Origin of the sequence: Salinispora oceanensis (assembly GCF_000383575.1) — a bacterium.
Classification (GTDB): Bacteria; Actinomycetota; Actinomycetes; order Mycobacteriales; family Micromonosporaceae; genus Micromonospora; species Micromonospora oceanensis.
This window is the reverse complement of sequence record NZ_KB911579.1, coordinates 3,707-18,005: the sequence shown is the minus strand read 5'-3', so window position 1 is coordinate 18,005 and position 14,299 is coordinate 3,707. Positions and strand designations below refer to the sequence as shown.

Sequence of the window (14,299 nt, the reverse complement as noted above, 5' to 3'; positions counted from 1 at the left end):
GTGCTGTCGGGCCGCGGTCGGTGTTGCAGCGGGTGGAGCGGTCGGCGGGGGGGGGTGTGGCTGGCTGCGGGTCAGTCATGGGTTTCATTCGGTGTTGATGGAGCCGATGTTGGACGAGTTCGCGGCGGTGGTTGGACGGGTTGTCGTGGTCGGCGCCGCGGATCGCGGTGGTGTCCACGCTGACTGGCCAGGTCACTGACGACATCGCCACTCCCGGTTACTGGTGCGCCCAAGCGCGCCGCACGGTCCGGTTCGCCGATGCTGTGCATACTGCGGCGCAGCTGGGTGGGACCCGGTTCGCCGAGGTGGGGCCGGGCAGCGCGCTCACGGTCATGACCGCCGATTGCTTGTCCGGCCTGCCGGCGACCGCGCTGGTCCCCGCGCGTGCGAGTGAGCCGCAGGAGGTGCTCACCGGGCTGGGCGAGCTGTTCACCGCGGGCGCGACGGTGGACTGGACGGCGTTGTTCGACGCCGTGCCGGCCACCCGCGTGGATCTGCCCACCTACGCATTCCAGCGGCAACGCTACTGGCTCCCGATTCCGGCCGAGGAGAACCGCGACTCGGCAACCGACGCGTTCTGGAACGCGGTCGCCGGCCAGGATCTGCACTTCCTGACCCAAGTGCTGAACGTCGCCGGCGACGCGCCGCTGAGCGCCGTCCTCCCGGCGCTGTCCACCTGGCACGAGAACCGGCGGCGGCAGAGCATCATCGACAACTGGCGCTACACCCTACGGTGGAAGCGCCTCCCGCAGATCGTTGCCCGGCGCTCCACGCGCCGATGGGTGGTGCTCACCGCCGGCGAGGCGCTGAGCGCGCCCGTTGTCGCGGCGCTCAGCCGCAGCGGGGCGCAAGTCGTGGAGCTGCAAGTCGCACCGGCCGGCGCGGACCTGGAGACCGAGCTGCGCGGCCTCGCGGACGGGACCGACGGCGTGCTGTGCCTGTTTGGCCTCGACGAGCACCGGATGCCGTCCCACCCGGCAGTCCCAGCCGGATTCGCCCGCACCATGGAAGCCCTGCGAGCGTGGAGCCGGATCGGGGCGCCGGCGCCATTCTGGTGCCTCACCCGCGGGGCGGCCGCCGTCTCCGGCGCCGATCGGGTGGACCACCCGGCACAGGCCCTGCTGTGGGGTCTCGGCCCGGTCGCCGCCCAGGAGTACCCGCTCGTCTGGGGCGGCCTGGTCGACCTGCCCGCCGACCCGGACGCGGCGGCGCTCGACCTGCTGTGGCCTGCGCTGACCCGCGGCGACGGCGAGGACCAGCTGGCGATTCGGGCCGACGGAATCTCCGGGCGCAGGCTGGCACGGGCGCCGCACCCCATGGCGGGCCCGGCCGGCCGGAGCTGGCGCCCCGACGGCACGGTCCTGATCACCGGCGGGACCGGAGTGCTCGGCGCCCACCTGGCACGGTGGCTGGCGGACAACGGCGCGCCCCACCTGGTGCTGGCCAGCCGCCGGGGCGCGGACGCGCCCGGCGCCGGCGAGCTCGAAGCGGAGCTCATCGAGCGGGGCGCCACGGTCACCTTCGCCCGCTGCGACATCGCCGACCGCGACATGCTCCGCGAACTGATCGCGCAGCATCCGCCGGCGGCCGTCTTCCACACGGCTGCGGTCCTCAATGACGCGCCGATCGAAACGCTCACCACCGACCACCTGGAACGGGCGTTGCGCGTCAAGGCCGGCGGTGCGCTGAACCTGCACGAGCTGACCCGGCATCTGGACCTGACCGCGTTCGTGCTCTTCTCCTCCGCCGCCGGCGTGCTCGCCTCCGCGGGACAGGGCAACTACTCGCCGGGCAACGCCTTCCTGGACGCGCTCGCCGAACACCGGCGGGCCCTCGGCCTGCCCGCCACCTCGGTCGCCTGGGGCGCCTGGGCGGGCGGCGGCTTGGCGAGCGTCATACCGGCACGGTCCGAGATGCCCGGCATGCAGCCGGCGCTCGCGCTCGACGCGCTGCACCGGTGCCTCGACGCGGACGAGACGTTCACGATGATCGCCGACATCGACTGGCGACGCCTCGCCGCTGACCTCGCGGTGAGCCGGCCGCTCGCCGTCGTTGAGGAGATCCCGGAAGCGGCCGCTTCGGCATCGCCGGCCGACCCCGCCACCGCCACGTTGCGGCGACAACTGCTCGACGCGCCGGCGCCCGAGCGGCGCAGCGTCCTGACCGACACGGTACGCAGGCACGCGGCGGCGATCCTCGGCCACCACGGGCTCGACGCGGTCGGCCACCACCAGGTCTTCAAGGACCTCGGCATGGACTCGGTCGCCGGCCTGCACCTGATCAACCGCCTGCGCGCCGACACCGGTGTCCGGCTGCCGGCGTCGGCCATCTACTCGCATCCGACACCGGCCGCGCTGGCCGAACGCCTCGACGCGGAACTCGTACCGGACGGCGCCGGCGACCCCGTCGAGGCCGGGATCCGCCAACTGGAGGCGGCGTTGGCCACGGTCGACGCCGACGACCTCGCCCGGTCCGGCGCCGGCACCCGGCTCCAGGCCATCCTCAGCCGGCTGGAACCGGCGCCGGACGGCGACGAAGACGCCGACATCCAATCCGCCACCCGCGAGGAGGTCCTCGCCTTGCTCGACAAAGAATTTGGGGAGGACTGAATGAGCGCCAGCGACGAGCAGCTCCTCGACTACCTCAAGCGGACGACCGTCGACCTGCGTAAGGCACGCCGCCAGTTGCGGGACGTCGAGGAGGCGGCCCGCGAACCGATCGCGGTCGTCAGCATGGCCTGCCTCTTCCCCGGCGGTGCGGACAGCCCGGAGCAGTTCTGGGACCTGCTGGCCGCCGGGCGGGACACGATCACCCCGTTCCCGGCGGACCGCGGCTGGGACCTCGAGCGCATCTTCGACACCGACCCGGACGTGCCCGGCACCTCGTACGCCCGGGAAGGCGGTTTCCTGCACCGGGCGGCCGAGTTCGACGCGGACCTGTTCGGCATCTCGCCGCGAGAGGCGACGGCCATGGACCCGCAGCAGCGGCTGTTGCTGGAGACCACCTGGCAGGCGCTGGAGCGGGCCCGGATCGCGCCGATGAGCCTGGGCGGCAGCCCCACCGGCGTCTTCATCGGCACCAACGGTCAGGACTACGCGCGCTGGGCGACCAGCGCGCCGCACGGCGCCGAGGGACACCTGGTGACCGGCCGTGCCGCGAGTGTCCTGTCCGGCCGCCTGTCCTACCAGCTCGGTCTCGAAGGCCCGGCCGTGACCGTCGACACGGCCTGCTCGTCGTCGCTGGTGGCGGTGCACCTGGCGGCACAGGCCCTGCGCAGCGGGGAGTGCACGCTCGCCCTGGCCGGCGGCGTCACGGTGATGTCCACCCCGGAGGGCTTCATCAGCTTCAGCCGCCAGCGCGGGCTGGCCGCCGACGGCCGGTGCAAGTCGTTCGGCGCCGCCGCCGACGGCACGGGCTTCGGTGAGGGCGTCGGCGTGCTGCTGCTGGAACGCCTCTCCGCGGCGCGCCGCAACGGTCATCCCGTCCTCGCGGTGATCCGCGGCAGCGCCGTCAACCAGGACGGTACGAGCAACGGCCTCACCGCGCCCAGCGGCGCCGCCCAGCAGCGGGTCATCCGGCAGGCCCTCGCGAACGCCGGCCTGCGCCCCAGCGACGTCGACGCGGTGGAGGCGCACGGCACCGGCACCCGGCTCGGCGACCCGGTCGAGGCGGACGCCCTGCTGGCCACCTACGGACAGGACCGCCCGGACGGCCGCCCGCTCTGGCTCGGCTCGGTGAAATCGAACATCGGCCACGCCCAGGCGGCGGCCGGTGTGGCCGGCCTGATCAAGATGATCCTCGCGATGCGGGCCGGCACGCTGCCGCGTACGCTGCACGCCGACGAGCCCTCCCCGCACGTCGACTGGTCCGCGGTAACTGTGCGGCTGCTGTCCGAGCCGGTCGCGTGGCCGGCCGGTGACCGCCCCCGGCGCGCGGGCGTCTCCTCCTTCGGCATCAGCGGCACCAACGCGCACGTCATCGTCGAGGACGTCAAGCCCGAACCCGCCGAAACCGCACCGCCCGCCGACGGGCGTTCCCTGGCCTGGCCGATCTCCGGGGCGACCGAGGACGGCCTGCGGGAACAGGCGAACCGGCTGCTGCGGCACGTGACCGGCGGCGCACGCCCGGCCGACATCGGGTTCTCGCTGGCGACCACGCGCACTCACCTCGATCACCGCGCCGTGGTGATCGGATCCACCGCGGACACCCTGCACGAGGGTCTGCGCGCGGTCGCCGCCGGAACCGCCGCCACCGGCGTGATCCGCGGCGTCGCCCGGCCGGGAATCGGCCTCGCGTTCCTCTTCCCCGGCCAGGGCAGTCAGCGGGCCGGCCTGGGCCGGGAGCTGTACGCGGCGTTCCCGGCGTTCGCCGCGGCCCTGGACGACGTCTGCGCCCGCTTCGAGCACCTGCTGGATCGCCCGTTGCGCGAGGTCATGTTCGCCGCGGAGGGCACCTCCGACGCCGAGTTGCTCGACCGTACCGACTACACGCAGCCGGCGCTGTTCGCCTTCCAGGTCGCCCTGTTCCGGCTGCTCAAATCGTGGGGAGTCGTACCGGCTTTCCTGCTCGGGCACTCGGTGGGCGAGCTGAGCGCGGCACACGTGGCCGGCGTACTCAGCCTCGAGGACGCCGCCACCCTCGTCGCGGCCCGTGCCCGGCTCATGGCCGAGCTGCCGGCGGGCGGCGCGATGGCCGCCGTCCAGGCCACCGTGGCCGAGATCGAACCGGTGCTCGCCTCCGCCGGAGGTGGCGGGCGCGTGAGCCTGGCGGCCGTCAACGGGCCCACCGCCGTGGTCATCTCCGGTGCCGCGGACGCCGTCGAGGAGGTGACCCGGTACTACACCGAATCCGGCCGGCAGGTCCGCCGGCTGCGGGTCAGCCACGCCTTCCACTCGCCGCTGATCGAGCCCATGCTGGACGCGTTCCGGCAGGTGGCCGCGGACCTCACGTACGGGCGTCCACGGCTGCCGATCGTTTCGAACGTGTCCGGAACGGTGGCGGTCGGCGACGAACTGTGCACGGCGGACTACTGGGTCAGGCACGTCCGTTCCGCCGTACAGTTCGCCGACGGCGTCGCCTCGCTGCAGGCCCGCAACCCCGCGGCCTACGTCGAGCTCGGCGCCGGCACGCTGGCCGCGCTCACCCGCGACTGCCTCGCCGACGACGCCGGCGGCCCGGCCGTCGTGTCCGTTCTGCGGCGCGGGCGGCCGGAGGCCGAATCCGTGCTGGAGGCCATGGCCGCACTGCACGTCACCGGCAGCGCCGTGGACTGGGCGGCGCTGCTCGCCGGTTCCGGCGGCGTCGCCGTCGACCTGCCCACGTACGCGTTCCAGCACCGCTCCTACTGGCTGTATCCGGAACCGAACGTCACCTCCGCCGGCCTGCGCGCCGCCGGGCATCCCCTGCTGGGGGCGATGACCACGCTCGGCGGCACCGGCGGACTGCTGTTCACCGGCCGGCTGTCGATGCGGACCCACCCCTGGCTGGCCGACCACGTCATCGGCGGCGCCAATCTGCTGCCCGCGACGGCGTTCGTGGAGATGGCGCTGCGCGTCGGCGCGGACAGCGGCTGCCCGGCGGTCGACGAGCTCGCGCTGGTCTCGCCGCTCGTCCTGCCGCCGGACAGCGCGGTCGGCATCCAGCTGGCGCTCGGCACGCCGGACGACACGGGCCGCCGGACAGTCGAGGTTTACTCCCGGCCCGAGCACGGCCCGGACGACCAGCCGTGGACGCTGCACGCGACGGGCGTACTCATGCCGGCCGGCCCGGACGTGCCGCAGCAACCGGAGCAGTGGCCCCCGGCCGGCGCCGAACCGGTCGACGTGACCGGGTTCTACGACCACATCGTGGCGCTGGGCTACGGCTACGGGCCGGCGTTCCAGGGGTTGCGCGCCGCCTGGCGCCGGGGCGAGGAAATCTTCGCGGAAGTCGAGCTGCCGGCCGAGCTCGAGGCCGACTCCGACCGGTACGCCCTGCACCCCGCGCTCTTCGACGCGGCACTGCACGCCTCGCTGCTGCGATCCGGCGAGCAGACCTCCAGGGTCCCGTTCGCCTGGAACGGTCTGTCGCTGTTCGCGGTCGGCGCTTCGCGCCTGCGCGTACGCATCGTTGCGACCGCCGGCGACGGCGTCGCCATCACCCTGACCGACACGTCCGGCCAGCCGGTGGCCACGGTTGACACCCTCACCGTACGGTCGATCGCCGTTGACGATTCCCGGCTGCCGGCCGATTCGCTCTTCGCGTTGCGCTGGGTTCCGGTGTCCGTGCCGTCGGGGCCCGGCGGGGTGGAGCCGGCCGTGTTCGAGCCGGCGGTCTCCGGCCGCCCGGTCGCCGAGGTGGTGGGGGAGGGCCTGGAGGCGATCCAGCGCTGGCTGGCCGACGGCGACGGCGTGCTGCTGGTGGTGGCCTCGCAGACGGCGCCCGAGGGAGCGGCGTTGTGGGGCCTGGTGCGGTCGGCGCAGTCGGAGCACCCGGGCCGGTTCGTGCTGGTCGACACCGACGGCGACTCGGCTTCCCGTGCGGTCCTGCCGGCTGTCGCGGGCCTGGACGAGCCGCAGCTGATGATCCGTGCCGGTGTGGTCTCCGCGCTGCGGATGGTGCGCGCGGAGGCGGGCGGCGAGCCGGTGTGGCCGGTGGACGGCACCGTCCTGATCACCGGCGGCACCGGTGGGCTCGGCTCGCTGGTGGCCCGGCACCTGGTCACCGCTCATGGCGTACGCAGCCTGGTCCTCGTCAGCCGCCGCGGCCCGGCCGCCGAGGGCGCCACGGAGCTGGCGGCCGAGCTCGAGGCGGCCGGCGCCGAAGTGGCGATCGACGGCTGTGACGTGACGGACCGCGCCGCGCTGGCCGAGGTCGTGAACGGCATCACCGGCCTGCGGGCGGTGGTGCACACCGCCGGCGTGCTGGACGACGGAACCGTCGAGTCGCTGACGCGCTCCCGCGTCGAGCCGGTGCTGGCGGCCAAGGCCGAGTCGGCGTGGCACCTGCACGAGCTTACCGCCGACCGGGACCTGTCGGCGTTCGTGCTGTTCTCGTCGGTGTCCGGGGTGCTGGGCGGGGCCGGGCAGGGCAACTACGCGGCAGCCAACGCCTACCTGAACGCTCTCGCGGCGCACCGGCACGGCCTCGGGCTGCCCGCCGTCTCGCTGGCCTGGGGGATGTGGGAGCAGCGGTCCGCGATGACCGGCCATCTCGGCGGGACCGACCTGCACCGGATGGGCCGCGCCGGCCTCTCGGCCGTCTCCACCGAAGAGGCGCTGCGCCTGCTCGACGCCGGCGCCGCAAGCGTCGAACCGGTGCTGCTGCCGGTCCGGGTGGACCTGCGCCCGCGGACGGGCGTTCCGGCGCTGCTGCGCGACCTGGTCCGGGCCCCGCTGCGGCGCGCGGGCACGTCCGCCACGGACGCGCTGCGCATCCGGCTCGACGGGCTCGCCGAGGCCGAACGCGGACGTCTGCTGCTGGACCTCGTCCGCGAGCAGACCGCGGCCGTCCTCGGCTTGGGCAGGCAAGACGAGGTACGCGTCGACCGCGCCTTCCGCGACATGGGGTTCGACTCGCTGACCGCGGTCGAGTTGCGCAACGCGGTCAGCGCGATCACCGGGCTGCGGCTGCCGACCACCCTGGTGTTCGACTACCCGACGCCGGTCGCGCTCGCCGACCACCTGGCCGCCGAGCTGTTCGACGTCCACGACGCACCGGCGCCCGCCGTCCCGACTAAACCGGCGAGCGACGACCCCATCGCCATCATCGCGATGAGCTGCCGCTACCCCGGCGACGTGACCAGCCCCGAAGAGTTGTGGCAGCTGGTCGTCAACGGCATCGACGCCACCTCCGCGTTCCCCCGCGACCGCGGCTGGGAGCTCGAACAGGACTTCGACCTGCACTCCGAGGCCACCTCGCCCTTCACCCGCGAGGGCGGCTTCCTGCACGATGCCGCCGGCTTCGACGCCGAGTTCTTCGGGATCAGCCCGCGCGAGGCGCTGGCGATGGACCCGCAACAGCGGCTGCTGCTGGAGACGTCATGGGAGGTCCTCGAACGGGCCGGCATCGACCCGTCGTCGCTGCGGGGCAGCCCGACCGGGGTGTTCGCCGGGGTGATGTACCACGACTACGCGACGCTTCTGACGCCGGAGACCGAGGACGCCGACGCCCTGGCCGGGTACGTCGGCGGCGGCAGCGCGGGCAGCATCGCCACCGGCCGGGTCGCGTACACCCTCGGGCTCGAAGGACCGGCCGTCACCGTGGACACCGCCTGCTCCTCGTCGCTGGTCGCCATCCATCTGGCCATGCAGGCCCTGCGCCAGGGCGACTGTTCCCTCGCGCTGGCCGGTGGCGTGACGGTGATGGCCACACCGATGGCGTTCGTCGAGCTCAACCGGCAGGGCGGGCTGGCGGCCAACGGGCGGTGCAAGGCCTTCTCGGCCTCGGCCGACGGGGTGGGCTGGGGCGAGGGCGCCGGCCTGCTGCTGTTGGAGCGGTTGTCGGACGCCCAGCGCAACGGGCACGAGGTCCTCGCCGTGCTCAAGGGCAGCGCGGTCAACCAGGACGGCAGCAGCAACGGCCTGACCGCGCCGAACGGCCCCGCCCAACAGCGGGTGATCCGGCAGGCCGTCGCGAGCGCGGGGCTGTCGCTGGGCGATGTCGACGTGGTGGAGGCGCACGGCACGGGGACCCGGCTGGGCGATCCGATCGAGGCGCAGGCGCTGCTGGCCACGTACGGGCAGGACCGCGACCGGCCGGTGCTCCTCGGGTCGGTGAAGTCCAACATCGGCCACACCCAGGCGGCGGCCGGCGTCGCCGGGGTCATCAAGATGATCCTCGCCATGCGCCAGGGAACGGTGCCGCCGACCCTGCACGTCGACGATCCGACGCCCGAGGTGGACTGGTCCGCCGGCGCGGTCGAACTGGTCACCGAGCGGACCCCGTGGCCGGACCGCACCGGACGCCGGCGCGTGGCCGTGTCCTCCTTCGGCATGAGCGGCACGAATGCACATATCGTCCTCGAACAGGCCCCGGCGGTGGCCGCCCCGGCCCGGCCCGCGCCCAGCCTGCCCGCGGTGCCGTGGGTGGTGTCGGCCAGGACGGCGGGAGGCCTGCGCGATCAGGCCGCTCGCCTGGCGGAGTGGGTACGGCGCTCGGACGAGGACGTCACCTCGGTCGGTGCGGCTCTGGTGCGTACCCGTGCGGTGTTCGCGCACCGCGCGGTGGTGGTGGGCGCCGACCGCGAGGGCCTGCTCGACGGCCTGTCCGCGGTGGCGGCGGGCATCCCTGCACCCTCCGTTGTGGTGGGCGACTCGGGCGCCACCGGCGGCGTGGTGTGGGTGTTCTCCGGTCAGGGCGCGCAGTGGACGGGGATGGCCCGGCAGTTGATGGCCGAGTCGCCGGTGTTCGCGTCCTCGATGGCCGAGTGTGGGGCCGCGTTGGCGCCGTTCGTGGACTGGTCGCTGCCGGACGTGATGGACGGGGATCTGTCGCGTGTCGATGTGGTGCAGCCGGTGCTGTGGGCGGTGATGGTGTCGCTGGCCGAAGTGTGGCGCTCGTGGGGAGTACGGCCGGCGGCGGTGATCGGTCACTCCCAGGGTGAGGTGGCAGCGGCTTGTGTGGCTGGTGTCCTGTCGCTGTCCGATGGGGCGCGGGTGGTCGCGTTGCGTAGCCGGGCGTTGCGGGAGATCGCCGGTGGCGGCGGGATGGTGTCGGTGATGGCGGCCGAGGACCGGGTCCGCGAGTTGTTGCCGGACGGGCTGTCGGTGGCGGCGGTGAACGGGCCGGGCACGGTGGTGGTGTCCGGTCCGGACGAGCTTCTGGTGCGGTGGGAGCGGACGCTGTCCGCCGAAGGGGTGCTGCGGTGGCGGATCCCCGGCGTGGACTTCAGCGCGCACTCCGGTGAGGTCGACCGGGTCGCGGAACGGATCCTGGCCGCGTTGGGCCCCATCACACCGGATGACGGGCACACGCCGGTGATCTCGGCAGTGACTGGTGAGCCGATCCACGGCAGCGCCATGGACGCGGCGTACTGGCTGGACAACGTGCGGCACACGGTCCGCTTCCAGGACGCCGTGGAATGCGCGGGCCGCGCATTCCACGGCGTCTTCCTGGAGGTGGCGCCGCACCCGGTTCTGCTGGCCGCGATCGAGGAGACCCTCGACGACGCCACGGTCGTCGGCTCGCTGCGACGCGACGACGGTGGTCTGCGGCGCCTGCTGACGTCGGCCGGCGAGTTGTTCGCCGCCGGCGTGGACGTCGACTGGCGGGCCGTGTTCGCGGGCGTGCCTCAGCGGCGGGTCGACCTGCCCACGTACGCCTTCCAGCGCGAGTCCTACTGGATGTTGCCGGGCGCCCGGGCGACCCGGCCGGCCGCGGACGAACTCGACCGCCGGTTCTGGGACGTAGTCGAGCGCGGTGACGTCACGGAGCTGTCCGGTGAGCTCGGCATCGACGCCGGCATCGCGGACGACGTGCTGCCCGCTCTGTCGTCGTGGCGGCGTCGCCGAAGCGTGGACGCGGTCCTCGACTCCTGGCGCTATGCGGTGGGGTGGAAGTGGCTGGGCGCCGTACCGGGCGGTGTGCTTTCCGGCGTCTGGCTGGTGGTGGGCGCGGACAGCGCTGTGGTCGACCGTACCTGCGAGCTGCTGGCGAACCGCGGGGCCGAGGTACTGCGGCTGGTGACGACGGATGTCGACCGAGACGCGGTGACCTCCGCGGTGGCCGAGGTGACCGCCGGTGTCGACATCACCGGCGTGGTCTCGCTGGTCGGGCTGGCCGAGCAGGACTCCGCACGCGCCGGTCTGTCGGTCGGCCTGGGACTGTCGGTGGTGCTGCTCCAGGCGCTGGCGGAGCTGCAGGTGGGCGGCCGCTGGTGGTGGGTGACCCGCGACGCGGTCGACGTGGTCACCGGCGACCGCGTCGGCGGCGCCGTGCAGGCGCAGGTGTGGGGTCTGGGCCGGGTGGCCGCCCTGGAGTTCCCCGCCCGGTGGGGTGGACTGATCGACCTGCCCGGCGCGGACGAGACGCCCTGGGCGGACGACGCCCTGGTGGGAGTGCTCTGCGGCGCGGTGGGCGGCGAGGACCAGGTCGCGCTCCGCTCCGGCGGTGTGTTCGGCCGGCGGCTGAGGCGCGACGAGGGCACGTGGGGCGGAGCGGCGTGGCAGCCCGCCGGGACGGTGCTCGTGACGGGCGGGTCGGGGTCGCTGGGGCCGTACGTGGCGCGGTGGTTGGCCGACTCCGGCGCCGAGCACGTGGTCCTGGTGAGCCGGCGCGGCGCCGCCGCCCCGGGCACGTCGGAGCTGACCGCTGAGCTGGCGGACCGCGGCGTACGGGTGTCCTGGATCGCCTGCGACGTCGCGGATCGTGACGCGGTGGCCGCGATGGCCGCAGGTCTGCGGGCCGACGGTGTGCAGGTACGGGCCGTCGTGCACGCGGCGGCGGTGATCGAGCTGGCCGCGTTGCGCGACGCGTCGCTGGAACACGTGACCTCGGTGGTGGCGGCGAAGGTGGCGGGCGCACGGCACCTGGACGAGGTCTTCGCCGATCAGCGGCTGGACGCGTTCGTGTTGTTCTCCTCGCTGGCCGGGGTGTGGGGCAGTGGCGACCACGGCGCGTACGCGGCCGGCAACGCGTTCCTGGACGCGCTGGCCGCGCAGCGCCGGGCGCGTGGCGCGGCGGCGACGTCGGTGGCGTGGGGCGTGTGGCGAGCAGTGAACCCCTGGGACGAGGGGGAGCGTGCGGTCGCCGCCGCCCACGACCGGCTGCGCCGGCAGGGCCTGCCGGTCATCGACGAGGCGGTGGCGTTCGCCGGGCTGGCGCACGCGGTGGGCGGCCACCAGCCGTGCGTGGCGCTGGCGGAGGTGGATTGGCCGCGGTTCGTGGAGATGTTCACCGTGGCCCGGCCCAGCCCGTTGCTCGCGGACCTGCCCGAGGCCCGGGTGGTCGCCGGTACGGACCAGGCCGGCGCCGCGGCCGACTCGGCGCTGGCGCAGCGGATCGCGGGCCTGCCCGGTAACGCGGCAGTCGAGCTGCTGCTGCGCCTGGTGCGGGACCGGGCCGCGGTGGTGCTGGGCCACCAGGACGGCGACGCGGTCGGTGCGGACCGGCCGTTCCGAGACGCCGGCTACGACTCCCTGACCGCGGTGGAGCTGCGCAACAGCTTGAGCGCCGCGACCGGTCTGCGGCTGCCGGCGACCCTGGTGTTCGACTACCCGACCCCGGCGGCGGTCGCGGCGATGCTGCACAGGCTCCTGTCCGGGGTACACCAGGAATCCGCGGACACGGTGGCTTCACCGGCCGACGACACCGTGCCGATCGCGATCGTGTCGATGGGATGCCGCTACCCGGGCGGCGTGGACAGCCCGCAACGGTTCTGGCAGCTGCTGGTCAGCGAAGGCGACGCGGTCGGCGGGCAGCCCGCCGACCGCGGGTGGGACCTCGACGGCCTCTACGACCCGGACCCGGACAGCCGGGGCACGACATACGTACGTGCCGGCGGCTTCCTCGCCGACGCGGCGGGCTTCGACGCCGGCTTCTTCGCGATCAGCCCGCGTGAGGCGCTGGCGATGGACCCGCAGCAGCGGCTGCTGCTCGAGGTCGCCTGGGAGACGCTGGAGGCGGCGGGCATCGACCCGACCATGTTGCGCGGCACCGACACCGGCGCGTTCGTCGGCGCCACCTCGCAGGACTACGCCCAGCTGCTGCTGGCCTCCCCGGAAGCCGTGGACGGCTATCTGACCACCGGAAACGCCGGCAGTGTCGTGTCGGGCCGGATCGCGTACACGCTCGGGCTGGAAGGTCCCGCGGTCACCGTGGACACCGCCTGCTCGTCGTCGCTGGTCGCCATTCACCTGGCGGCGCAGGCGCTGCGCCGGGGCGAGTGCTCGCTGGCGCTGGCCGGCGGAGCGACGATCCTCGCCACACACCTCGGGCTGACCGAGTTCAGCCGCCAGCGGGCGCTTGCCGGGGACGGACGCTGCAAGCCGTTCGCCGCGGCTGCGGACGGGTTCGGCCTGGGCGAGGGTGTCGGTCTGGTGCTGTTGGAGAAAAAAAAAAGCCGGCGGCAGCCTGGGCGGCGGCGTGCCGGTGGTGTTTACGCAGCGCCGCGACCGGCCCGAAGCGCAAGCCTTCCTGGGCGGTCTCGCCGAGCTGCACGTATGCGGGATGCCGGTGAGCTGGACGGCCGCGTTCGCCGGCCGGGGCCCGCGGCGGGTCACCCTGCCGACGTACGCCTTCCAGCGCCGCCGGTTCTGGCAGATCCCGCCGGGCGCGCCGGCCACCCTGGACCACCCGCTGCTGGACAACGTCGTGGAGTCGGCCGCCGACGGGAGCCTGCTGCTCACCGGGCGTCTCTCGGCCGGCGCCCTGCCGTGGCTGGCCGAGCATGTGGTGCTCGGCCGGACGCTGCTGCCCGGCGCGGTCTTCGTGGAGCTCGCCCTGTTCGCGGCCGCACGCCGCGGGTGCGACCAGGTCGGCGAGCTGACCCTGCAGGCGCCGCTGCTCGTACCGGAGCGCAGCGAGGTCGAGCTGCAGGTGGCCGTCGGCGCCGCGGACGGCGACGGGCGGCGCCCGGTGAGCATCCATTCCCGGGCCGGGCGCGACCAGGACTGGACGCGGCACGCCACCGGGACGGCCGGACCGGCCGGCGAGGCAGTGCCCGTCCCGGCCGGGATACCCGCGGACGCGGTCCCGCTGGACACCACCGGCGTCTACGACGAGCTCGCCGCGCGGGCGTACGCCTACGGGCCCGCGTTCCAGTGCCTCACCGCGGCGTGGCAGGTCGGTGACGACATCGTCGCCGAGCTGACCGCGACCCACGACGGAGCCGGCTTCGTCGTCGACCCGCTCATGATCGACGCCGCGCTGCACGCCGTGCTCGGCCTGGCCCACCGCGACGAGGCGGGCGTGCGGATCCCGTTCGCCTGGACCGGGATCACCGCCTACCGCGGCGGAGCCCGCAAGCTGCGAGTGTGGATCTCGGCGGCCGGACGCGACACCACGTCGCTGACCATCACCGACGAGTCCGGGACCCCGGTGCTCTCCGTGCGCTCCCTGGCCTGGCGGCCGGTGACCGTCGAACACCTCGCCGCCGGCGCCCTCTACCAGGTGACCTGGACCGAGATCGCGCCCGGAGCAGCCGATCCCGGCCCGCTGTCGGTCGTCACGCTCGACGGCGACCGGCCCGTGGCGCAGCTCGGCGCGATCCCGCGCGCAGAACCACCGGCGTACGTCGTCGCTGGCCTCACCGGGGACGGCAGCGCCGGCGACACCACCCGCCGGGCCCTGCACCTCGTGCAGCGGTTCCTCGCCGACGACG

The 14,299-nt window shown here is 74.1% G+C and carries 2 protein-coding genes and 3 pseudogenes; all 5 read left to right on the top strand.

Annotation, left to right across the window (positions count from 1 at the left end):
- The first annotated feature begins 170 nt into the window (after positions 1-170).
- Positions 171-2,609 carry an SDR family NAD(P)-dependent oxidoreductase gene (locus tag SALPAC4_RS25705; RefSeq protein ID WP_162562165.1) on the top strand — a complete coding sequence of 813 codons (2,439 nt, stop codon included), beginning with the start codon at positions 171-173 and terminating at the stop codon, positions 2,607-2,609.
- Positions 2,610-12,224 (top strand): annotated as a pseudogene (locus SALPAC4_RS28130) (type I polyketide synthase); the annotation flags it as partial.
- Positions 12,219-13,025: pseudogene (locus tag SALPAC4_RS29200) on the top strand (beta-ketoacyl synthase N-terminal-like domain-containing protein); the annotation flags it as partial. The pseudogenes SALPAC4_RS28130 and SALPAC4_RS29200, both read left to right, overlap by 6 nt.
- A 121-nt stretch (positions 13,026-13,146) precedes the next feature.
- Positions 13,147-13,512, top strand: a pseudogene (locus tag SALPAC4_RS29055) (polyketide synthase dehydratase domain-containing protein); the annotation flags it as partial.
- Between the two features lie 123 nt (positions 13,513-13,635).
- Positions 13,636-14,299, top strand: a 664-nt coding sequence (locus tag SALPAC4_RS29050) for a polyketide synthase dehydratase domain-containing protein (RefSeq protein ID WP_033775427.1), incomplete at its 3' end; no start/stop codon positions are given.